The organism is Spiroplasma poulsonii, assembly GCF_009866525.1.
GTDB classification, from domain to species: Bacteria; Bacillota_I; Bacilli_A; order Mycoplasmatales; family Mycoplasmataceae; genus Spiroplasma; species Spiroplasma poulsonii.
The window spans coordinates 207,276-229,554 of the sequence record NZ_CM020866.1; the positions used below are offsets into that span (position 1 = coordinate 207,276).

The 22,279-nt window shown below is 26.2% G+C and carries 30 protein-coding genes, 3 tRNA genes and 2 pseudogenes; 12 read left to right on the forward strand and 23 right to left on the reverse strand.

The annotated features are described in order from the left end of the window. Position 1: 1 nt before the first annotated feature. From MSROBK_RS01105 to MSROBK_RS01125, 5 genes are all read right to left on the reverse strand, one after another. Positions 2-355, reverse strand: a complete 354-nt coding sequence (locus MSROBK_RS01105; protein ID WP_040092637.1) for a hypothetical protein — start codon at positions 353-355, stop codon at positions 2-4. 81 nt (positions 356-436) lie between these two features. Beyond that, on the reverse strand, positions 437-1,510 hold the full coding sequence (locus tag MSROBK_RS01110) for a hypothetical protein (protein ID WP_040092639.1): 1,074 nt from the start codon (positions 1,508-1,510) through the stop codon (positions 437-439). A 42-nt stretch (positions 1,511-1,552) separates the two neighbouring features. Beyond that, positions 1,553-2,575, reverse strand: a complete 1,023-nt coding sequence (locus MSROBK_RS01115; protein ID WP_040092640.1) for a nicotinate phosphoribosyltransferase — start codon at positions 2,573-2,575, stop codon at positions 1,553-1,555. Next, positions 2,562-3,191, reverse strand: coding sequence for a YtpR family tRNA-binding protein (gene ytpR / locus MSROBK_RS01120; RefSeq protein WP_040092641.1), 630 nt, complete (start codon positions 3,189-3,191; stop codon positions 2,562-2,564). Before ytpR ends, MSROBK_RS01115 begins: the two co-directional genes overlap by 14 nt. 2 nt (positions 3,192-3,193) lie before the next feature. Beyond that, the gene (locus MSROBK_RS01125) at positions 3,194-4,285 is read right to left on the reverse strand and encodes a M42 family metallopeptidase (protein WP_040092642.1); all 1,092 of its coding nucleotides are present in this window, start codon (positions 4,283-4,285) and stop codon (positions 3,194-3,196) included. A 128-nt stretch (positions 4,286-4,413) separates the two neighbouring features. Here MSROBK_RS01125 and MSROBK_RS01130 point away from each other — a divergent pair, with 128 nt between their 5' ends. Together MSROBK_RS01130 and MSROBK_RS01135 are read left to right on the forward strand one after the other, a co-directional pair. Next, positions 4,414-5,256, forward strand: a complete 843-nt coding sequence (locus MSROBK_RS01130; protein ID WP_040092643.1) for a DegV family protein — start codon at positions 4,414-4,416, stop codon at positions 5,254-5,256. Between the two features lie 15 nt (positions 5,257-5,271). Beyond that, a complete protein-coding gene (locus MSROBK_RS01135) occupies positions 5,272-6,129 on the forward strand; it encodes a DegV family protein (protein ID WP_040092644.1) in 858 nt (285 codons plus the stop codon). A 50-nt stretch (positions 6,130-6,179) separates the two neighbouring features. Here the strand turns inward: MSROBK_RS01135 and MSROBK_RS01140 are convergent. The 4 genes from MSROBK_RS01140 to MSROBK_RS01155 all read right to left on the reverse strand — a co-directional run bounded on the left by MSROBK_RS01140 (position 6,180) and on the right by MSROBK_RS01155 (position 7,951). Then, positions 6,180-6,272: transfer RNA gene (locus MSROBK_RS01140), tRNA-Ser, on the reverse strand. 13 nt (positions 6,273-6,285) lie between these two features. Then, positions 6,286-6,360 (reverse strand) — tRNA-Trp (locus tag MSROBK_RS01145). A gap of 94 nt (positions 6,361-6,454) precedes the next feature. Next, positions 6,455-6,530 (reverse strand) — tRNA-Trp (locus MSROBK_RS01150). Positions 6,531-6,694: 164 nt separating this feature from the next. After that, positions 6,695-7,951 carry a hypothetical protein gene (locus MSROBK_RS01155; protein ID WP_052443417.1) on the reverse strand — a complete coding sequence of 419 codons (1,257 nt, stop codon included), beginning with the start codon at positions 7,949-7,951 and terminating at the stop codon, positions 6,695-6,697. A 680-nt stretch (positions 7,952-8,631) separates the two neighbouring features. Between MSROBK_RS01155 and MSROBK_RS12650 the strand changes: the two genes are divergently transcribed. Both MSROBK_RS12650 and MSROBK_RS12655 read left to right on the forward strand, forming a co-directional pair. Then, entirely contained in the window at positions 8,632-9,084 is a 453-nt protein-coding gene (locus tag MSROBK_RS12650) for an IS5 family transposase (RefSeq protein ID WP_040092446.1), read from the forward strand. Further along, complete coding sequence (locus MSROBK_RS12655; RefSeq protein WP_242441474.1) at positions 9,069-9,467, forward strand: transposase family protein; 399 nt, start codon at positions 9,069-9,071, stop codon at positions 9,465-9,467. Before MSROBK_RS12650 ends, MSROBK_RS12655 begins: the two co-directional genes overlap by 16 nt. 547 nt (positions 9,468-10,014) lie before the next feature. Here MSROBK_RS12655 and MSROBK_RS12660 read toward each other — a convergent pair. Beyond that, a complete protein-coding gene (locus tag MSROBK_RS12660; RefSeq protein WP_242441474.1) occupies positions 10,015-10,413 on the reverse strand; it encodes a transposase family protein in 399 nt (132 codons plus the stop codon). Further along, the gene (locus MSROBK_RS12665) at positions 10,398-10,850 is read right to left on the reverse strand and encodes an IS5 family transposase (protein WP_040092647.1); all 453 of its coding nucleotides are present in this window, start codon (positions 10,848-10,850) and stop codon (positions 10,398-10,400) included. The genes MSROBK_RS12660 and MSROBK_RS12665 overlap by 16 nt, the downstream gene beginning before the upstream one ends. Before the next feature lie 71 nt (positions 10,851-10,921). On the opposite strand from MSROBK_RS12665, the gene MSROBK_RS01170 reads away from it, so the two are divergent. Both MSROBK_RS01170 and MSROBK_RS01175 read left to right on the forward strand, forming a co-directional pair. Beyond that, entirely contained in the window at positions 10,922-11,203 is a 282-nt protein-coding gene (locus MSROBK_RS01170) for a hypothetical protein (RefSeq protein ID WP_040092648.1), read from the forward strand. A 491-nt stretch (positions 11,204-11,694) separates the two neighbouring features. Continuing rightward, the gene (locus MSROBK_RS01175) at positions 11,695-12,093 is read left to right on the forward strand and encodes a hypothetical protein (protein ID WP_133165041.1); all 399 of its coding nucleotides are present in this window, start codon (positions 11,695-11,697) and stop codon (positions 12,091-12,093) included. Between the two features lie 489 nt (positions 12,094-12,582). On the opposite strand, the pseudogene MSROBK_RS01180 reads toward MSROBK_RS01175, so the two are convergent. The 3 genes and pseudogenes from MSROBK_RS01180 to MSROBK_RS01190 all read right to left on the reverse strand — a co-directional run bounded on the left by MSROBK_RS01180 (position 12,583) and on the right by MSROBK_RS01190 (position 13,970). Next, positions 12,583-13,418: pseudogene (locus MSROBK_RS01180) on the reverse strand (IS5 family transposase). Between the two features lie 26 nt (positions 13,419-13,444). Further along, positions 13,445-13,741 (reverse strand): ParA family protein, encoded by a 297-nt coding sequence (locus MSROBK_RS01185; protein WP_040092652.1) that lies wholly within the window; start codon positions 13,739-13,741, stop codon positions 13,445-13,447. Further along, positions 13,728-13,970 carry a hypothetical protein gene (locus MSROBK_RS01190; protein WP_040092653.1) on the reverse strand — a complete coding sequence of 81 codons (243 nt, stop codon included), beginning with the start codon at positions 13,968-13,970 and terminating at the stop codon, positions 13,728-13,730. The genes MSROBK_RS01185 and MSROBK_RS01190 overlap by 14 nt, the downstream gene beginning before the upstream one ends. A 376-nt stretch (positions 13,971-14,346) precedes the next feature. Between MSROBK_RS01190 and MSROBK_RS01195 the strand changes: the two genes are divergently transcribed. Continuing rightward, a complete protein-coding gene (locus tag MSROBK_RS01195) occupies positions 14,347-15,372 on the forward strand; it encodes a hypothetical protein (RefSeq protein ID WP_040092654.1) in 1,026 nt (341 codons plus the stop codon). A 26-nt stretch (positions 15,373-15,398) separates the two neighbouring features. Beyond that, positions 15,399-15,806 (forward strand): hypothetical protein, encoded by a 408-nt coding sequence (locus MSROBK_RS01200; protein ID WP_040092655.1) that lies wholly within the window; start codon positions 15,399-15,401, stop codon positions 15,804-15,806. A gap of 40 nt (positions 15,807-15,846) precedes the next feature. On the opposite strand, the gene MSROBK_RS01205 is transcribed toward MSROBK_RS01200, so the two are convergent. From MSROBK_RS01205 to MSROBK_RS11155, 4 genes are all read right to left on the reverse strand, one after another. After that, positions 15,847-16,182, reverse strand: a complete 336-nt coding sequence (locus tag MSROBK_RS01205) for a hypothetical protein (protein WP_133165042.1) — start codon at positions 16,180-16,182, stop codon at positions 15,847-15,849. Between the two features lie 222 nt (positions 16,183-16,404). Next, positions 16,405-16,578, reverse strand: a complete 174-nt coding sequence (locus tag MSROBK_RS01210; RefSeq protein ID WP_157944217.1) for a hypothetical protein — start codon at positions 16,576-16,578, stop codon at positions 16,405-16,407. A gap of 330 nt (positions 16,579-16,908) precedes the next feature. Then, positions 16,909-18,006, reverse strand: coding sequence for a ligand-binding sensor domain-containing protein (locus MSROBK_RS01215; protein ID WP_052443418.1), 1,098 nt, complete (start codon positions 18,004-18,006; stop codon positions 16,909-16,911). A gap of 410 nt (positions 18,007-18,416) precedes the next feature. Continuing rightward, on the reverse strand, positions 18,417-18,572 hold the full coding sequence (locus MSROBK_RS11155; RefSeq protein WP_168226814.1) for a hypothetical protein: 156 nt from the start codon (positions 18,570-18,572) through the stop codon (positions 18,417-18,419). Between the two features lie 273 nt (positions 18,573-18,845). Between MSROBK_RS11155 and MSROBK_RS01220 the strand changes: the two genes are divergently transcribed. The 4 genes and pseudogenes from MSROBK_RS01220 to MSROBK_RS12675 form a co-directional block, all read left to right on the forward strand. Next, positions 18,846-19,049 (forward strand): hypothetical protein, encoded by a 204-nt coding sequence (locus MSROBK_RS01220; protein WP_040092659.1) that lies wholly within the window; start codon positions 18,846-18,848, stop codon positions 19,047-19,049. An 8-nt stretch (positions 19,050-19,057) separates the two neighbouring features. Then, a complete protein-coding gene (locus MSROBK_RS01225) occupies positions 19,058-19,213 on the forward strand; it encodes a hypothetical protein (protein WP_157944218.1) in 156 nt (51 codons plus the stop codon). Between the two features lie 19 nt (positions 19,214-19,232). Next, positions 19,233-19,685, forward strand: coding sequence for an IS5 family transposase (locus MSROBK_RS12670; protein WP_040092446.1), 453 nt, complete (start codon positions 19,233-19,235; stop codon positions 19,683-19,685). Between the two features lie 16 nt (positions 19,686-19,701). Continuing rightward, positions 19,702-20,091 (forward strand): annotated as a pseudogene (locus MSROBK_RS12675) (transposase family protein); the annotation flags it as partial. 62 nt (positions 20,092-20,153) lie between these two features. Here the strand turns inward: MSROBK_RS12675 and MSROBK_RS01235 are convergent. The 5 genes from MSROBK_RS01235 to MSROBK_RS01245 form a co-directional block, all read right to left on the reverse strand. Continuing rightward, the gene (locus MSROBK_RS01235) at positions 20,154-20,363 is read right to left on the reverse strand and encodes a lipoprotein (RefSeq protein ID WP_040092660.1); all 210 of its coding nucleotides are present in this window, start codon (positions 20,361-20,363) and stop codon (positions 20,154-20,156) included. Positions 20,364-20,844: 481 nt separating this feature from the next. After that, complete coding sequence (locus MSROBK_RS12680; protein ID WP_438944477.1) at positions 20,845-21,147, reverse strand: transposase family protein; 303 nt, start codon at positions 21,145-21,147, stop codon at positions 20,845-20,847. Beyond that, the gene (locus MSROBK_RS12685) at positions 21,129-21,320 is read right to left on the reverse strand and encodes a transposase family protein (RefSeq protein ID WP_438944478.1); all 192 of its coding nucleotides are present in this window, start codon (positions 21,318-21,320) and stop codon (positions 21,129-21,131) included. Before MSROBK_RS12685 ends, MSROBK_RS12680 begins: the two co-directional genes overlap by 19 nt. Positions 21,321-21,493: 173 nt before the next feature. Further along, positions 21,494-21,679, reverse strand: a complete 186-nt coding sequence (locus tag MSROBK_RS12690; RefSeq protein ID WP_040092661.1) for a hypothetical protein — start codon at positions 21,677-21,679, stop codon at positions 21,494-21,496. A gap of 26 nt (positions 21,680-21,705) precedes the next feature. Continuing rightward, a complete protein-coding gene (locus MSROBK_RS01245; protein WP_040092662.1) occupies positions 21,706-22,110 on the reverse strand; it encodes a hypothetical protein in 405 nt (134 codons plus the stop codon). Positions 22,111-22,279: the final 169 nt, after the last annotated feature.

Below are 22,279 nucleotides of genomic sequence, written 5' to 3' on the forward strand. Positions count from 1 at the left end.
ATTATTCCTTCTCATCAGAATTAGCAAAATCTTTTAATTTATCAACAATTCGATAAGCAATATCTTTATTACGGGCAATAACTTTTACTCATGCTTTAACATTCCGTTTCGCAAAAGCTTCAAAAACATCAATATAATTTGAAACTTTAACAACTGTATCAACAGTCGAGTTTAACATTTCTGATTTATAAGTTAAGTCTTCAACAAAATAATCAAATTTCTTAGCAGCAATTGCAACTTTCCGTGCAGCAATAATTCCATAACAACAAAATACAATTGCTAAAAATAATAAAACAATAATTAAAATTGTTTGTGAAATTAATAAATCGTCACTAGTTGCTAAGATATATATCATTTTTTCCACCCTTTTTTCTAATCAAATTAAATATTACTTTTACATTATAACTTATTTTATTTAATATCAAAATAAAAATCCTTATTTATTCTCATCTTTATCAAAATTTTTACTTTCATTAATTTGGGTTTTAATTCGTTCTTTGCGTTTTTCCTCAGCTTCTCGCGTAGTTCGTTCTTCCATTTCTAACATCCGTGATAAATATGGATTGCGTTTAGTATAATAGTCATTAACATGTTTTGTTTCTGAATCGGAATCTTCTTTTCGCAAATCATGCAAGTTTTTATGATACTGTGCAATTGGTTTTGAACGACGCAAAAATTGATTGTTTACATTACTTTCTTGTAAATTAAGTGATGTTTTAAATCTAACTGCTCCCGCTTTAGTTGAGTTCTGTTGAATTAAACGACGGCGTTGATCTAATGGCATATCCTCGGAAAAATTATCATCAATTTGATTGGCTTTTGCAATCGCTTGGCGAATTTGTTCATTAATTAGTTTTTGTTCTTCTATTCCTTCAAACAATGCTGTTTGTTCATATTCATCAACTTGATGGCGTGGTTTTGGGTTACTAATTTTCTCTTTAATTTGTTCTAATTCTAACGTTAATTCATTTGTTCGCTCCCCAAAAATATTTTCCCCATTTTTACGTTGTTTAAATAAAAATGACACTGTTTGAGCTGCTTGTTCTGATAATTTATTGCGATTTTTTAAAGTTGATTTAATTTTGTTGCTATCTGTCAATGGATCATATTTTTTAAAATATTGTTCAACATTAGCCTTTTCAGCATCTGAAATTTTTTCTTCCACAACATAAATTTTTGCTAATTCAGCTTTTTTCTCAACAATTTTTTGTTCAATAATTTCATTAATTGAATTTGAAGCAGCATTTTCGAGTTCATCATGTAAATTATCTTCATAACTACTTATTGTGTGTTTAAATTCATTAGCTCCATCAAGTTTTTTCCCATACAAAGGTGAAATAACTTCTCCTATTGGATTTAAAGGAGGCTTTTTCTCAACCTGATGCTCAACACTAGTTGTTTCTGGTATTTCTTCTTGTTGTTGCTGTGCTTTTTGTTCACGTTTTAGATGAGGATAAGCATCATCATGATTATAATAGGATTCGATTTTTTGGTTTTTATTTTCACTCATCATGAAAACCCCCTTTATTTACCTAATATTATAAAACATTTCTTACTTTTTAACTAGTCGATTTGAAATAATGTTATGACGACCAACTTTGGCTTGATCAATACCATTTAATTGTACAGCATCACCAGTAAAACCAATATTAATTTTTGCTAAAGATTGACCAACCCCATAGATATCTACTGGCACCCCTTCCGTCTCAAATTCAATAATTTTTTGAACATTAAATCCTGAAGAAACAATAATTTTAACATAATCATAACCTTGCTGATTTAACGCTTGTCGCAGGGCCCAAACTAAATGTTTATTGACCCCCCTAATTTCATCAACGGAGTATTGTTTTTCTTTTCCAAGAAAATTTTTATCAACCAAAGCTTGCGATGTATCAACACGAACCGCATATAAATTTGGAAATTCACTAGCAACTTTTAAAGTATCGGTAATAACATCATTATTATAATCAACTAAGGCTACTAATTTATCGGTTGGATAAAAACGTTGGTAAGCATGTAATGCAGCAATTAAGTCACCATTAAATGCTTGAATTAAAGCATGCGGCACCGTTCCCATTGGTTCATAATTACCAGCTAGTTTTGCTACTTGAGCTGTTGTTACAAAATTGGTAATGCCTCCAACCTTAGCAGCATAACCATCATTTTCTTGGTTATAATAATAATCACTACGATCATTCATATAGATAACTGGCTTGTTATTTGCTACTTGTAAAATTCGATGGCAATTAGTGGCAATACTAGTTTGTCGCGCTAAAATACCATCAATAATTCCTTCTAAATGACCAAATTGATAATAATGTCCAGCAACTTTTAACACAGGTTCATTTGGTTGAATTACGTCACCATCAGTCAAAGCAGTAATTTCAAGTGTTTCTGGATTAAAAGCTTCTGTTTTTAATAATTCGATACATTCATTAACCCCTGCTAAAATAACATTTTCTTCACGCTGAAAAAATTGCATTGTTACGATATCACTTGGTTTCTCATTTTTTAAAATATTAGCTGTTTTTAAAAAATAAACGGCACTATAATATCCTGCTTTAATTTTGCTCATTATAATATTCCTTTCAAAAACTACTTCCAAGATGATATTGTTTTGGTGATAATAACACAATTTTTTTCCCAACACTAGAAACTGGTAATCCTAATTCTTGTTCCGAACATAACATTCCGTTTGACATAATACCACGTAATTCACTAGGAATAATTTGTAATGTTGATGGCATAATTGCTCCAACGCGAGCGACAACAACTAATTGACCAACATCACAATTATCTGCGCCGCAAATAATTTGAAGGACTTCCGAACCAATCGTAACTTGACAAATATTTAGTTTATCAGAATTAGAGTGTTGCTTACGTTCCAAAATCTGACCAACAATAAATTGTGGTCTATTATTAATATTATGAAATAGACCCCCTTGTTTTTTAAAGTTTGTTGCTAACTCTGTTAATAATAATTTATTATCACTATTAATACCTGGTTTTAATTTTGTTGTTAAATGTTGACTAGCATTTAATAAATTAAAACCATAACATTGTTTGCTTTCATTATGAAAGAAAACCCATTCTTTCTTAATTATATGTTCTCCTTGCGTAACAGTTGGTTCATATCCAACTAAAACATCAAAGACTGGATGATAAAATAAACCAATTGATTTTGTTTCCATTTTTACCTCTTCTCACTTCAATTAAAATTTTTAATCTTTATCTCATCTAAATCCTCAATAATAGTTGTGACCAACTTAATTGTTTCATTAAAATCATCTAAATCAATAATACCACTAATTGTATGTAAATTACGAGCAATTAGACAAGCCTGAATTGTTGGAATTCCATAATCTGCTAAATGAACACGTCCAGCGTCAGTACCACCTGGTGAAATATAAAATTGGTATTTGATTTGATGCTGTTGCATTAGATCAAGTTGATATTTAATCAAATCATGGCGAGTAACATAACCATTGTCCATTCCTCGTAGCATTACACCTTGTCCTAATTGCCCAAAGGTACTTGTTGATTCATAGTCTTGCCCTGGCGAAACATCTGTCACAATTGCAAAATCAGGTTTAATTAAAGCTGTTGCAGTTGCTGCCCCACGAGTTCCAACTTCTTCTTGGGCACTAAAACCAACATATAAATCAAAGTCTAATGCTTTATCTTTAATTTGTTCTAATACTTCTAACCCCAAAATAAGACCCATTCGGTTGTCAATTGCTTTCGATAATAACCGTTTGTCATTTAAAAAAACAGTTGGTCCTTCACAAATAACAAAATTACCTTCCCGAACCCCAGCCGCATATGCTTCTGCTTTTGAAGTAAACCCAAAATCAACTAGCATATTAGCAATCGGTGTTGGTTTTGAACGTGCTTCTGGTGATAACAAATGCGGAGCAATTGCTGAAATAGCGCCTATTATAAAAGTTCCATCATCTTTTAATAATCTTACCCGTTTTGCTAATAATGTTTGTTCTCAAATTCCTCCTAATGGGTTAATTCTAATTAACCCTTTTTCATTAATTTGGCTAACCATAAAACCAACTTCATCACCATGGGCCATTAACATTACCTTTTTAGCATTTTTAATTCCTGTTTGATTACGAATAACTGCAAAACAACTTCCTAAATTATCTTGAATTATTTCTGATGTATACTTTTGATAATATTGCTTCATTAATATCACAACTTGTTCTTCGCATCCCGATGGACCAAATGCTTGCAAAATGTTTTCATACATTATTTTCTTTTCATTAGTAATTTTCATTTTTATCTCCCTTTCGTTCTTGAAATTATTATATCAAAGTTTATAATTATTATATTGTTAAGAGTTTAAAAATATAATAACTAAAATTCAATGATAGCTAAATTTATAGAAAATAATGGAGGGCAATTATGCGTAAAGTTGCATTAATAATAGACTCATCGTCAGGAATTAATAAGGACGAATTAAAAAAATATGAAGACACCTATTTATTACCGTTATTATTAAATTTCCCAGATGGGAGTGAGGTTGAAGATGATGAAGATATTATTTCATTTAATGAATTTTATGATATCTTAGAACATCAAGTAATTAAAACAAGCCAAATCCCAATGGGAAAAATGTTAAATACTTGAAATGAACTATTAAAAAAATACGATAATATTGTTTTTGTAGGACTATCGAAAGGTTTATCAGGGCAACACGAAAATATTTCAATGTTAGCCCAAGGTGAAGAATATAAAGGAAAGGTCTTTATTATTGATACTGATGGTGTTAGTGAATTATTAGTTTATATGATTGATCTAATTTACAGTTGAATTAAAGAAGGCGTAGAATTAACAGAATTTCAGACAAGAATTGATGTCATTAAAACAAAATTTAGTGCATTTATTATCCCAAAAAGTTTAGAAACTTTAAAACGTGGCGGGCGAATTACTACTGCCGCAGCAGCATTAGCATCATTGTTAAAAATAACACCAATTTTAAGATATGATGGTCGAATTGATAAGTTTGACAAAACAAGGACATTCAAAAAAGCTGTTTCAACAGCTTTTCATCAAATTAAAAAAGAACGTCAAAATTGAAAAAATATTATTCTACTACATTCCAAAACAGATAAAGAAACTTTAGATGAAGTTTATCAAATAATTACAGATGCGGGTGCTATAATTACTTCAACATACATTTTAGCAAACGTCATCGCTGCTCACACTGGCCCTAATACCGTGGTCTTGGTATGTTGAGATAAATAAAGGAGAATTAACTTTATGAATAAAAAAATTGCAATCCTAACTGACTCATCAGCTGGTTTTACAACAGCAGAAATTAAAGAATTAGGAATCCACGTTATTCCATTGCACATTATTTTAAATAACGAAATAGATATTTTAGATACCGAAGAAGAAATTAAAAAGTATCACTTTTATAATATTGTTAAAACAGGAACTACTAAAACAAGCCAAGCTTCAACAGGAGAATTAATGGCAAAATGAGATGAAATTCTAGAAACATATGATGAAATCATTCACTACCCTATTGCCGAAAAACTATCAAGCCAATATGCAACAGCTTATACTTTAAGCCAAGATAAACAATATCTTGGAAAAGTTCATGTTGTTCGTAATCATACTGCCGCTTTTGCTTTAAAAACATTAATTATTTATGCCAATGAATTAACAAAACAAAATTTTACTGTTAAAGAAATCATTGCAAAAACAAATGCCTTAGAACAAAAAACATATATGGCAATGATCCCTGGTAGCCTAGAACGTTTATCAAAAGGTGGGCGTGTTGGAAAAGTGCTGCTATCATTAATTAACTTATTTAAAATTAAAATCTTAATCCAATGAGGAGAATATCCTAAAAAAATTGCTTCATCACGAACATTAAATAATTTAATTGAAGCATTAGTTGAAACATGAGATAAATTTAAAAAAACAGTTAAAGAAAAATTTCAGTTATTTGTTTTAAAAACAGATCAATGCGCTGACAAAGTTTGAGATAATGTTACACAAAAATTAAATGAATTAAAAGTCGATTATCATACTGAACAATTAGCTAATATTTTTGTTGCTCATGCTGGCTTAGATACAATTGCTTTTGTTGCAATTCCAGAAAATAAATAAAACAAAAAAACCATTTCTAATTTAGAAATGGTTTTTTTGTTTTCTTCTAATGGCGGAAGTAAAGAGATTCGAACTCTTGCATGGATCACTCCATCTAACGGTTTTCGAGACCGCCCCCTTCAACCAGACTTGGGTATACTTCCATCTTTATTATCCTGGCAGGGGTGATAGGACTTGAACCCACAACGTACGGTTTTGGAGACCGCTGTTCTACCATTAAACTACACCCCTAAATTCTTTTAAATCATAACATAAATATTACAAAAGAATCCTCTGGTTTTAAAATAAAAAAAGTATCTACATACTTTCATCTTATAAAACATCATGGCAGGGGTAGCAGGACTTGAACCCACAACACTCGGATTTGAAGTCCGATGTTCTACCACTTGAACTATACCCCTAAAATAAAAATTAAGTATCAAAATTGACACTTAATTATTTTAACAAAATAATTTAAAATAGCAAATAATTCTATTTGTTTTCTAAAATTACAATTTGTTACATAATATTTAATTCTAATTTTATTTTATTAATTTAAAATTAAATGAATAAAACAGATAGTTTTTTAATCCGCCGCACTTATTATTCCAAAATCAACATTCTCCTCACTATTAGAGGTTGGATTTGATGCAAAAGAATAATATAAACCAGTATCCAAACTGTTACCAAATGTAAACATAACTGCCCATTTGTCTTCTATTTGTCAGTCTCATTCCAAATAAGTTGATTCTTTTAGTAGTCCATGTCCTTTTGGACTTGTTAATAAAGAATTTTTCATTAAACTAAATAAATCAATATCTTCTAAACTTTTTGCCTCATCTGAATCCTTAAAACTATCGAACATAATTTTAATAGCCCCTTTTAAACCATCCTTTTGATTTTTCATTGTTATTTTTTTAAAATCTTGGATAGAGTCTTCTAAACTAATACTACTATCCGCTGTAATACTACCAGAACCTGAATATTTTAAAAATTGAACAATTATTTTTCCTCAATTAGTTAATTTTTTATCAATTCCATCTCCAGATAAATTTAATGCAATTGATAAATCCTCATTATTTTTATTTTTCACATTGCCAGATAAACCAAGACCAAAAATATTTAAATAATTTAAGCTAATTTCAAAAGTACCTAAATTTAAAGAATCATTTTTATCAACATTAAAGACAGAACCAACTTTTGTTTTATAAAAATCAACAAAATTTTCAGCAGTTGCATTAGATAATTGTTTTCATGGATTATTTTTACCAGCATTAGGATCAACTCAATTTGCTAATGATAACTCAGTTGCTTTTTTGGTTTTAGATATTCCCATGAAGCCTTTATTTTCAGCAGTTAATTGACCATCTTCCACTTTTTTAATTAAATCAGTATCATTATAAGTTATACTAAGGTTTTTAAATTCTTTTTTACTAGCAATATATTCTTTAAATGAATTTTTTAAAGTACTATTTAACTCAGTTGTATCTTTTGAAAAATCTCAAATCATTTGATTATATAATGGTTTAAAAATTTCATTTTCTGAAAAATCAACAGTTTCTAATTTTATAAAATAGTCTTTAATATTTTCAATTAAAAATCCTACTGCCTTATCAGAAAAAGTCCGTAAAGCAGCAACGTTTTCACTAACATTATAAATACTTGATAGTTGGAAACTAGCATACATTTTTTTAAATTGTAACTGAATTGTCGCTGTATAATCAACTCGAACAGCTGAAAATGGTTCGGGATTAATATCTGTTGGAAACTTACTACGTAAATTTTCAACATCAATATAACTTACTTTTACAACATTTCTTTCATCATCTAACGTTAATGGCACTGTATTAGAAAAATAATTTGAATATTCGTTTTGTAATTCATAATTAACATTATCAAAAATTTTTGTAAAATTGTTAATAAAATAAGTCGCTAATTTATTATCTTCTGAATTGCTTAATTTTAATTGATAAGGTTCAGTATCACCCTTATTTACTTTAGAATAGATTTTTGATAAGTCATTTTTTGTGCTATCGACATATGGCGTATCTTTAATTTTTTGATTAATTTTTTCAGATGCTTTTACTTGAATTTCATTAAAGACTTTAATGTCTTCTGCTGTAATACTTTCGTTGCTAAGATTTTTTTGTTATGACAGGCAACAACATTTGGTGCAACAGTTTCAACTAATGTTTATTGTCCCTAAAATACTTAATAGTTTTTTCATTGTTTTTTCCCTCTTTGCTTTTAGTTATATTTATTTAAAATTTAAAAACTAAAATTTAGGCGGGATATGTATCTTACGAAATAAACATAAACATTTTGTATGCAAAAAATTAATTAGAAGGGCAATTTTATAATAAAATTTAATTTTATAAACAATCAACATAATTCTTTCATCTCTATTCTCTACTATTTTTATGTGTTAATAAAAAAACTATAACATTTAATTATTAGACTTCTTGCGATACCCTTTTTTATTAAAATATTATTATAAAATATAATTTATGAGGACATAAAAATATGAACAATAATAAATTTAATACTCTTAATGATAGAGAATGGTTAAGATTAACAGGAATAAAAAAATCCACTTTTAATAAAATGTTAGATATTTTAAAAGTTGCTGAAATAGAAAAATTTAAAAAAGGTGGTAAAACTAATAAATTATCATTAGAAAATAGATTATTGATGACTTTATTATATTGACGAGAATATCAGACTTATTTTCATCTTGGTAAAAGTTTTGATATTAGTGAGGCTAATTGTTATCGTAATATTAAGTGAATTGAAGATATTTTAATTAAAAACTCTGATTTTCAACAACTTGCTGGTAAAAAAGCACTAATAAATGATTATTTTAATGATAAAACTATTATTATTGATGCTACCGAAACTCCAATCCAACGCCCAAAAAAAGACAAAAACAATCTTATTCTGGTAAAAAGAAAAAACACACGATCAAAACACAAGTAATTATCGAACAAGAAACCAAAAAAATTATTGCAACAAGTTTTTCGCTCGGAAAAAAACATGATTATGCTTTATTTAAAGAATCAAAAATCCCAATTTTAAAAAATACCAAATTAATAGTTGATAGTGGTTATCAAGGAATACAAAAAAATCACAATAATGTTCTAATACCTACAAAGAAAACAAAGAAAAACCCTTTAAACAAAGAACAAAAGCAATATAATAGACTAGTTTCAAAAATGAGAATTATTATTGAAAATATTTTTGCTATTCTTAAAAAATTTAAAATTATTACAGAAAAATATCGTAATCGAAGAAAAAGATTTGGTTTAAGATTTAATTTAATTGCCTCAATTTATAATTTACAATTATTATATTTAACATAAAATATTTATTTAAAATTAAATAATTTAAATAATAAATTAATTTTTCGTTGTGGAAAAATATTAAATTTTTAAATAAAAAACATAATTAATTAAAATTATATTTTTCTATTAGTATCTTTTTTACAAATATTTGCAATTTTTTAACAAGTAATGCAAGAAGTCTATTGCATTAATGTAAGTTAAAATCTTATTAATTAAAATCATTTTTAAATATTTTGTTCACAGTTGTCTAAAAAAATATAATGTTACAATAACTGAAACAATTCCTAAAAAGCCAAAAATAACAGCACTATCTGGTGTTTTAACTTTGACCTTATCAACGGCATACACTACAATTAAGATGAGTTCAAACACAATCGAAATAGCACATATTATTGAATCAGTAGACTTATTGCATTACTTGTTAAAAAATTGCAAATATTTGTAAAAAAGATACTAATAGAAAAATATAATTTTAATTAATTATGTTTTTTATTTAAAAATTTAATATTTTTCCACAACGAAAAATTAATTTATTATTTAAATTATTTAATTTTAAATAAATATTTTATGTTAAATATAATAATTGTAAATTATAAATTGAGGCAATTAAATTAAATCTTAAACCAAATCTTTTTCTTCGATTACGATATTTTTCTGTAATAATTTTAAATTTTTTAAGAATAGCAAAAATATTTTCAATAATAATTCTCATTTTTGAAACTAGTCTATTATATTGCTTTTGTTCTTTGTTTAAAGGGTTTTTCTTTGTTTTCTTTGTAGGTATTAGAACATTATTGTGATTTTTTTGTATTCCTTGATAACCACTATCAACTATTAATTTGGTATTTTTTAAAATTGGGATTTTTGATTCTTTAAATAAAGCATAATCATGTTTTTTTCCGAGCGAAAAACTTGTTGCAATAATTTTTTTGGTTTCTTGTTCGATAATTACTTGTGTTTTGATCGTGTGTTTTTTCTTTTTACCAGAATAAGATTGTTTTTGTCTTTTTTTGGGCGTTGGATTGGAGTTTCGGTAGCATCAATAATAATAGTTTTATCATTAAAATAATCATTTATTAGTGCTTTTTTACCAGCAAGTTGTTGAAAATCAGAGTTTTTAATTAAAATATCTTCAATTCACTTAATATTACGATAACAATTAGCCTCACTAATATCAAAACTTTTACCAAGATGAAAATAAGTCTGATATTCTCGTCAATATAATAAAGTCATCAATAATCTATTTTCTAATGATAATTTATTAGTTTTACCACCTTTTTTAAATTTTTCTATTTCAGCAACTTTTAAAATATCTAACATTTTATTAAAAGTGAATTTTTTTATTCCTGTTAATCTTAACCATTCTCTATCATTAAGAGTATTAAATTTATTATTGTTCATATTTTTATGTCCTCATAAATTATATTTTATAATAATATTTTAATAAAAAAGGGTATCGCAAGAAGTCTACTGTGGCTGCTCGTCGCTACGAAAAAGAACAAGCAACAAACCCTTTTTTAAGTGGGTTAACATACCAACAAGCACGCGAACAAATTTGTGCTGAAAGCGACAAATTAAAAGCAGAATACCATTCTTTCGTAAAAAACAAGTATTCTGCTAAAACCACAGCAAGAGAAAATAATTCTCTTGTAGATAAGTCTAACACACACTATGAAAAAAACAAGGGTGACCCGCCAGAATTATCCGAAGAAGAACTCGAACAATTACTTATCGACTTAGCCGAGTTAGGTTAACTCCATATCAACAAAGCATAAGAGCTTGTATAAAACCACCGAGTAGCAAGACAACAAATAAACAAACCCAAGATATGGTCTTCCTCATATCCTTTTTACTGTTTAAAAAAACAGCATTTTTTTGCTCTTTTTTATTCCAATAAAAGTCCAAAATCAATACCATTACTATACCAAAACAAAAATTTATTAAATTTTATCTATTTTCTAAACAAATTTAGTAGTAATTTTTGAATAAAATCACTAAATATATTAATTTAATATATAATTAATATATATAATTTATATAAAAAACATTGTAATATTAAAGTTAAATATGATGCAGAACGACAAGAATTTTGGCACGCCAAGCACCCGAAACCCCGCACTCCCAACGTTGTTGATAGTGCGGGGTTTCGGCTTAATGTTTGTGTTCCGCAGTGGTGGGTTTTTATTGGTTATGTTAATTGCAATTAACATAACCAATAAAAACCCACCTAGTTCCTTTTTTCTTTTTGCCCGTGCCCTTAAAAGAAAAAAGTGAACCCAAAAAAGAAAAAACCCTGCCCTGTCAAGATATGTTGATCAAATGACTTTGTAGTCAAACTGATATTGAGAACTATCAAACGGAGCGGGAGTTAAAAATGAAAAACGGCAATTTAAATACTTACCCCGACCTTATCATCACCAAAAATGATGATAGTGAAATTTATGTTGAATTTGAACGCACCCGCAAGCCCCCAGAGCGTTTTAGAACTAAACTAATTAACTTATGCGAGTGACTTGTTGTGGGCGGTAAAATTCACTGAATTACTCCTATTCAAACATTAGCTATTTGAATTGAAAACCAAATTAACAATATTGGTGCTTATCCATCACAGCATACCTACGAAATTTGAAACAACAAAGAATAATGAAAAAGAAATTATAAATGAATACCTATTAAAATAAGTTTGTTTGCTTTTTTTATAAAATATGTTAATATTAATTTGGAACAATAAAAAATTGAGAGTTAACCACTCTCCTATTGTGTTAAATTATCCTATTTGGATAATTTTTTAATTATGTAAATAATTTGCAATAGTAGCGTGATTATTTTGAGAACATTACAAATAATTTGTAATAATTCCATTAAACCACCGCCTAACTATTTTTTTTGGAACCATTAGGGAGTGGTTAAAACTCTCAACTTAATTATAACATCGTTAAGTTAAAAACTTTTTTAAGATTTTTATAAAATAGACTTCTTGCATTACTTGTTAAAAAATTGCAAATATTTGTAAAAAAGATACTAATAGAAAAATATAATTTTAATTAATTATGTTTTTTATTTAAAAATTTAATATTTTTCCACAACGAAAAATTAATTTATTATTTAAATTATTTAATTTTAAATAAATATTTTATGTTAAATATAATAATTGTAAATTATAAATTGAGGCAATTAAATTAAATCTTAAACCAAATCTTTTTCTTCGATTACGATATTTTTCTGTAATAATTTTAAATTTTTTAAGAATAGCAAAAATATTTTCAATAATAATTCTCATTTTTGAAACTAGTCTATTATATTGCTTTTGTTCTTTTTTTAAAGGGTTTTTCTTTGTTTTCTTTGTAGGTATTAGAACATTATTGTGATTTTTTTGTATTCCTTGATAACCACTATCAACTATTAATTTGGTATTTTTTAAAATTGGGATTTTTGATTCTTTAAATAAAGCATAATCATGTTTTTTTCCGAGCGAAAAACTTGTTGCAATAATTTTTTTGGTTTCTTGTTCGATAATTACTTGTGTTTTGATCGTGTGTTTTTTCTTTTTACCAGAATAAGATTGTTTTTGTCTTTTTTTGGGCGTTGGATTGGAGTTTCGGTAGAATCAATAATAATAGTTTTATCATTAAAATAATCATTTATTAGTGCTTTTTTACCAGCAAGTTGTTGAAAATCAGAGTTTTTAATTAAAATATCTTCAATTCACTTAATATTACGATAACAATTAGCCTCACTAATATCAAAACTTTTACCAAGATGAAAATAAGTCTGATATTCTCGTCAATATAATAAAGTCATCAATAATCTATTTTCTAATGATAATTTATTAGTTTTACCACCTTTTTTAAATTTTTCTATTTCAGCAACTTTTAAAATATCTAACATTTTATTAAAAGTGGATTTTTTTATTCCTGTTAATCTTAACCATTCTCTATCATTAAGAGTATTAAATTTATTATTGTTCATATTTTTATGTCCTCATAAATTATATTTTATAATAATATTTTAATAAAAAAGGGTATCGCAAGAAGTCTAATGATGTCAATGTTTTTATATTTTGTTGATTGAATAATGTTATTAATTCCAACATTAAACCCACCAAACAATTTTAATAAAGTAATATCTTTTATAATTTTATTTGTATAAAATTGAACAGATAAGGTTGCTTGGGGGTCAAGATCAATCAACAAAACCTTTGCCCCATCAAGTGCTAATTTATAAGCAACATTTTTGCATAATGTTGTTTTGCCAACCCCACCTTTTTTATTACAAAAACTAATCATCTTCATTGTTGTTGTTTTCCTTTCCATAGCGCTCTTCTAAAATAATTGTCATTAAAGTTGTATAACTCCACCTTTTTTCTTCTGCTTCTTTTCTAAATTTATTTACTAAATATTTAGAACAAAAAGTATTGGGTATCATATCTTTGCTTGTTCTTTTTTTAAATTCTTTTGTATTAGAAAAACTTGATAGTTCTTTTATTCCATTTTTTTCAAGAAATGTATTTAATTTTGCCATAATATTTCTCTTTTTTTCATATATATTTTATCATTATTTTAAAAATAAAATATTTTTTATTTGTTTTATTTTTAAAATGTAAATAAGTCAAAAAATGAAATATATAAATATTTTATAATGTTATTATCATTTCCCTGCGAAAATAAAACTCAATGCGCCACAAACGACGATAACAAAACAAGCAATGAAAAACCCTTATTTTATAAGGGTTTTAAGTAGGGAAATATGTTAAATTATTCGGTTTAAATTGCTCTAAATTTTTAATAAGAACACTGAATAAAGTTTTGTGTTACTATTATTTTAGTATCAAAAAAAAAATCAATTATTAACTTAACAAAATATCAAAATAATACAAATTTCAGAAAGGAAACATAAAATGAAAAAATTACTAAGTATCTTAACCATAACAACATTGACGGCGAACGTTCCTGCTCCGTTGCTTGCCAACACACCTTTAACTCGTAATAAACGCGATGTTGGCGCAACTAAAACAGATGTTAATACACGTGTAATAAAAACTGATGGAGCTAATAAACCAACAGCACATCAAATAAAAAATATATTAAAAGAATTAAATCTACAATTAGACATCACAAAAATTAACGTTACAAACATTACTAATAACAGTGCAACAATTACTTCTACTGAATTTAGTGGTAGCAGAACATTAAATTTTAAAGTTGATAAATCTATTGATTTAAAAAAAATAATTATTAACATTGATTTAGGTTCAATTATAACTGATGGAATTAACTTGCCGACTATTGAACAAATCAAAGACAAATTAAAAGAATTAAATCTACAATTAGACATCACAAAAATTAACGTTACAAAAATTGCTAATAACAATGCAGCAATTACTTCAAATGATGAAAATATTTATACCAAAAATGTAATTGTTAATTATACTATTTCAATAAAATCATTTATTAGAAATACTGATTTAGGTTCAATTATAACTGATGGAATTAACTTGCCGACTATTGAACAAATCAAAGACAAATTAAAAAAATTAAATAATAAATTAAAAGATGTTAAATTTCATTTTTTTATTAAAAATATAGATATTACTGATATAAAACCTACAAGTGCAAAATTAAATTATCTATATCCACATATTTATTCAGATACAGTAGATATTAATTTTACATCTAATATTAATTTAGACAAAATTATTACAAATAATAATTTAGGTGAATTTATAACTAATAATTTGTTTAAACCAGCAGAACAACAAATCAAAGACAAATTAAAAGAATTAAATCCACAATTAGACATCACAAAAACTAACGTTACACACATTACTAATAACAGTGCAACAATTACTTCAAATGATGAAAATATTTATACCAAAAATGTAATTGTTAATTATACTGTTTCAATAAGTTCAATTAATTGATAAATATTATTTAAAAAATATGGAAAAATATGAAAAAAAATAAAAAGAAATGAAAAAAAATAATTTATGCAATTAATATAAAATTATTTTTATTAGACATATGCTTAATAATTTTTATCATTTTAATATTATATTTTAGTTTTTGTAATATATCAAATATTGTAATTCAACCAACAAGTGTAACTGACAACAAACAAATAAACGAAATAATTAAAAACACTGATTTAGGTGAATTTATAACTAATAATTTGTCTAAACCAGCAGAACAACAAATCAAAGACAAATTAAAAGAATTAAATCCACAATTAGACATCACAAAAATTAACGTTACACACATTACTAATAACAGTGCAACAATTACTTCAAATGATGAAAATATTTATACCAAAAATGTAATTGTTAATTATACTGTTTCAATAAGTTCAATTAATTGATAAATATTATTTAAAATAAAAAGAGCATATTAATATGCTCTTTTTATTTTTCGTTGTTTCATATTTCGTAGGTGTGTTGTATTGGATAAGTGCCAATAGTGTTGATTTGATTTTTAATTCAATTTGTGAGTGTTTGGGTTGGAGTAATTCAATGAATTTTACCACCATCAACAAGCCAGTCACGCAAGTTAATTAATTTCGTTTTAAACCGGTCGGGTGACTTGCGGGTGCGTTCAAATTCAAAATAAATTTCACTATCATCATTTTTGATGATGATTAAATCAGGGTAGACATTTAAATTGCCGTTTTTCATTTTTAACTCCCGCTCCGTTTGATAGTTCTCAATATCAGTTTGACTACAAAGTCATTTGATCAACATATCTTGATGGGGGAGTTCATAGCAATTTATTTTAATTGCTTTTTTATGTTCTAGGCCAACAAAAGTATTACCTTTATAAGAAAGATAATAAATATTGCGATGGGTATGTTGGTCAACTTATTCCATCAATTTTGGTTGGTGTGTCTGAACCCGCAGACAACTTATACGCACCAGTATCAGTAGCATAATAAATACTATTTGAACTATCAATGATAATTCCGTTTATTCATGCACTAATACCATTATTTTTTTTATTGGTAGGTAGTTGTTGTTTGCGTTAGATGTCAAAGCACTAACATCGCGCTTGACACGAGTTAGTGGTGCATTGGCCAGCAACGGAGTGGGAATGCTTGCTGTCAAGGTTGATATGGTTAAGATACTTAATAATTTTTTCATTTCGTTATTTCCTTTCTGAATTCTCTTTTTAACAAAAAAGAGAATAGCACCACCGCACTATTCCCACATGCAATTTTCCAACATATTTGACAGCACCACAAAGCATATAACACCATCAAATATGTTAAAATTGTCTGTGGAAACGCTAGTTTGTCGCTAGTGTTTCCAAGATACTAAATTGTTTACAAGACAATTTAGTATCACTTTATTAAATTTTAGCAAAAGTAAGGAGATACAAACTACTTATTTATATTATTTTACCATATCTATAAATAGATATGGTTTTTTTATATAAATTGCTATTTATCAAAGTTTTTATTACCTTCTTTTCTATCGTTTCTTGTTATTTTTTATATATTTATATAAAAAATAAGTACCAAGAACAAGTAACACCACACCAATACTTGAACCAATTGCAATAAATGCAATTTCAATGTGAGATAATTTATTACTTAATTCAGGTACGTGCGCAGGTGGTGTTGGTTTAACAATCGGAGTTAATTTATAAACCCCATCATCTGTCCCAAAATATACATTATCTTTACTATCAATGTCAATAAATCAAACATATCTATTAATATTTTCAATTTTAGTTGCAGTTGTAGAACCCTGTTTAAGCACAAAAGCTCCATCAGCTGTCCCAAAATAAATGTTATCTTTACTATTAATCGCAATAGAAAGAACATTACCACTTATACCATCAATTTTGGTTGGTGTGTATGAACCCTGTTTCAAAACAAACGTACCATCACTTGTCCCAAAATATACATTATCGTTGTTATCAATTACAATATTATTAACATAGCCAATAATACTATCAATTTTAGTTGCAGTGTCTGACCCCGCGAACAACTTATATGCACCATTATTTGTTCCAAAATATACATTATCTTTACTATCAACTATAATTGTTCTATCATCACTGATACCATTTATTTTTGTTGCAGTTGTAGAACCCTGTTTAAGCACAAAAGCTCCATCAGCTGTCCCAAAATAAATGTTATCTTTACTATTAATCGCAATAGAAAGAACATTACCACTTATACCATCAATTTTGGTTGGTGTTGTTTCCCCGTGTTTCAACACAAACGCACCATTGTTTGTTGCAAAATAAACATTATCGTTGTTATCAATTACAATATTATTAACATAGCCAATAATACTATCAATTTTAGTTGCAGTGTCTGACCCCGCGAACAACTTATATGCACCATCAGCTGTTCCAAAATATACATTATCTTTACTATCAACTATAATAAAAAATGTACTATTAATATTTTTTATTTTATTTAATGGTAGGTAGTCGTTGTTGGAATTAGATGTTATAACATCGCGTTTATTACGAGTTAAAGATGTGTTGGCAAGCAACGGAGCAGGAACGTTCGCCGTCAATGTTGTTATGGTTAAGATACTTAGTAATTTTTTCATTTCGTTATTTCCTTTCTGAATTCTCTTTTTAACAAAAAAAGAGAATAACACCACTGCACTATTCCCACACGCAATTTTTAAACATATTTCACAGTAGTACCACAGAAATACTACCAAGAAATATGTTAAAATTGTCGGTGGAAACACTAGTGACAAGCTAGTGTTTCCACGATACTAAATTGTTTACTAGACAATTTAGTATCACCAAATTTTTATTAAAAATATTTAATTACATAAATATTATATCACTATAAACAATATTGTTTATAGTTTTTTAATTTTAATATTTGGCACAAAAAATATAGAAAAAATTTGCATTTAATACATTTTTGATATTTACTATATTTGATACATTTGGGCTAGATACCAAAGATAAAAATATCTTGGTAAGGAAATTATAACCCAAATTGTTATTTTTTACCGCAGTTTTTATTTCCCGTGTTAATCGTAAATCACTCATCATCCACTTTTTGAATGGTGAAACTACAATTCAAACACTTTTGTAAATCAACATCAACAATCATTAAATTATGATTTTTAGTATCTTTATTCTCTACTTTTTTCATTGTTATTTGATTTCCTTGATGAGTTCTTCATGGGCTTGTTTTTGCCGCCAATAATATGGGTTCTCCCAAATGCTATTAAAATCATTTTCACTTGTAGTAAAATTTTCAGAATGTTTTATAAAAATATTTAATAAATTATCATATAAATTTATTTCTTTTAATCATTTTTCAAATTTATACAAGTAATATCACAAACCAAGTTAATACATTTTACTATGCAAATAGTAAAAATACTATCATACTAGTTAAACCAACAGCAAGTAAGCAAATAGTGTGATAACAGGGGTTGTGTACAGTTGTGATGAAAATTGACAAAAAAATGGGGAGCAAGATACTATTGATTTAACAAATGATATTAAACTTGATGGTTCACAACTAGATACTTATCAAGGTCAATATTTAATAGAAACAGAAGATAATGCAAAAAACAAAAGTAGTTATTATGTTGTTATTAACAAAGATACAGAAAAAGATTAATACACTTAATGAAAATACAAACATTAACTGAAAAATGGAAAAATTATTTAAAATATTCATTAGATATTTTAAATAATGTAAAATCTGAAAAAACTGTTATGAGATATATTTATAATAGACTTCTTGCGATACCCTTTTTATTAAAATATTATTATAAAATATAATTTATGAGGACATAAAAATATGAACAATAATAAATTTAATACTCTTAATGATAGAGAATGGTTAAGATTAACAGGAATAAAAAAATCCACTTTTAATAAAATGTTAGATATTTTAAAAGTTGCTGAAATAGAAAAATTTAAAAAAGGTGGTAAAACTAATAAATTATCATTAGAAAATAGATTATTGATGACTTTATTATATTGACGAGAATATCAGACTTATTTTCATCTTGGTAAAAGTTTTGATATTAGTGAGGCTAATTGTTATCGTAATATTAAGTGAATTGAAGATATTTTAATTAAAAACTCTGATTTTCAACAACTTGCTGGTAAAAAAGCACTAATAAATGATTATTTTAATGATAAAACTATTATTATTGATGCTACCGAAACTCCAATCCAACGCCCAAAAAAAGACAAAAACAATCTTATTCTGGTAAAAAGAAAAAACACACGATCAAAACACAAGTAATTATCGAACAAGAAACCAAAAAAATTATTGCAACAAGTTTTTCGCTCGGAAAAAACATGATTATGCTTTATTTAAAGAATCAAAAATCCCAATTTTAAAAAATACCAAATTAATAGTTGATAGTGGTTATCAAGGAATACAAAAAAATCACAATAATGTTCTAATACCTACAAAGAAAACAAAGAAAAACCCTTTAAACAAAGAACAAAAGCAATATAATAGACTAGTTTCAAAAATGAGAATTATTATTGAAAATATTTTTGCTATTCTTAAAAAATTTAAAATTATTACAGAAAAATATCGTAATCGAAGAAAAAGATTTGGTTTAAGATTTAATTTAATTGCCTCAATTTATAAATTTACAATTATTATATTTAACATAAAATATTTATTTAAAATTAAATAATTTAAATAATAAATTAATTTTTCGTTGTGGAAAAATATTAAATTTTTAAATAAAAAACATAATTAATTAAAATTATATTTTTCTATTAGTATCTTTTTTACAAATATTTGCAATTTTTTAACAAGTAATGCAAGAAGTCTATTAAAGACTTTAATGTCTTTTGCTGTAATACTTTCGTTGCTAAGATTTTTTTTGTTATGACAAGCAACAACATTTGGCGCAACAGTTCCAACTAATGTTATTGTCCCTAAAATACTTAATAGTTTTTTCATTGTTTTTTCCCTCTTTGCTTTTAGTTATATTTATTTAAAATTTAAAAACTAAAATTTAGGCGGGATATGTATCTTACGAAATAAACATAAACATTTTGTATGCAAAAAATTAATTAGAAGGGCAATTTTATAATAAAATTTAATTTTATAAACAATCAACATAATTCTTTCATCTCTATTCTCTACTATTTTTATGTGTTAATAAAAAAACTATAACTTTTAATTATTATATCAAATTATTTAAGTTATTTTAATAATTAGTTTTGACAAAAAGTGGAATCAAGCCTTTACGATTTACTACATAATGCCATATATAATAGACTTCTTGCATTACTTGTTAAAAAATTGCAAATATTTGTAAAAAAGATACTAATAGAAAAATATAATTTTAATTAATTATGTTTTTTATTTAAAAATTTAATATTTTTCCACAACGAAAAATTAATTTATTATTTAAATTATTTAATTTTAAATAAATATTTTATGTTAAATATAATAATTGTAAATTATAAATTGAGGCAATTAAATTAAATCTTAAACCAAATCTTTTTCTTCGATTACGATATTTTTCTGTAATAATTTTAAATTTTTTAAGAATAGCAAAAATATTTTCAATAATAATTCTCATTTTTGAAACTAGTCTATTATATTGCTTTTGTTCTTTGTTTAAAGGGTTTTTCTTTGTTTTCTTTGTAGGTATTAGAACATTATTGTGATTTTTTTGTATTCCTTGATAACCACTATCAACTATTAATTTGGTATTTTTTAAAATTGGGATTTTGATTCTTTAAATAAAGCATAATCATGTTTTTTTCCGAGCGAAAAACTTGTTGCAATAATTTTTTTGGTTTCTTGTTCGATAATTACTTGTGTTTTGATCGTGTGTTTTTTCTTTTTACCAGAATAAGATTGTTTTTGTCTTTTTTTGGGCGTTGGATTGGAGTTTCGGTAGCATAAATAATAATAGTTTTATCATTAAAATAATCATTTATTAGTGCTTTTTTACCAGCAAGTTGTTGAAAATCAGAGTTTTTAATTAAAATATCTTCAATTCACTTAATATTACGATAACAATTAGCCTCACTAATATCAAAACTTTTACCAAGATGAAAATAAGTCTGATATTCTCGTTAATATAATAAAGTCATCAATAATCTATTTTCTAATGATAATTTATTAGTTTTACCACCCTTTTTAAATTTTTCTATTTCAGCAACTTTTAAAATATCTAACATTTTATTAAAAGTGAATTTTTTTATTCCTGTTAATCTTAACCATTCTCTATCATTAAGAGTATTAAATTTATTATTGTTCATATTTTTATGTCCTCATAAATTATATTTTATAATAATATTTTAATAAAAAAGGGTATCGCAAGAAGTCTAGTTAAATAATGCAATTCTTTAATTGCAGTGTTGCAAATCGCTTGATAACCTGCTAAACGATATTTGTTATTATCTCTTGTGTTATAAATTCAGTAGGTAAATAACATATCAATGCCAACCAAAAAGTATTTACCAGTTTTATCAATAAAACACATTATTTTTGGTACACAAATAAATTTGTCATAAATTTTGACTTTGTAGCTAGTTTCGCGGGTAGGGTGTTGGCGAACATATTTTTTCGGAATGTAAAAATTAGAGACATGTTTATTCTTGTCAAGTTGATTAATAACTTTATAGTTCAATCCATTTATCTCCACAAAGTGGTAATTGACTTGTTCTGCTTGCTGTACTAAATTTTCCATAATTTCTGTTCCTTTATTTGGTTTTGAGCGAATTTAACCCCCTTATTAGCGTTGATATTTTCCAAAATGTAATCCCTTCTTTTGGTTAGTTTAAACGCTAATTTAAAGGTAAAAATTTATGATTTATAAATTGTGTTCTTTTTTGATTTGTTCAACGCGTTTTTTATAT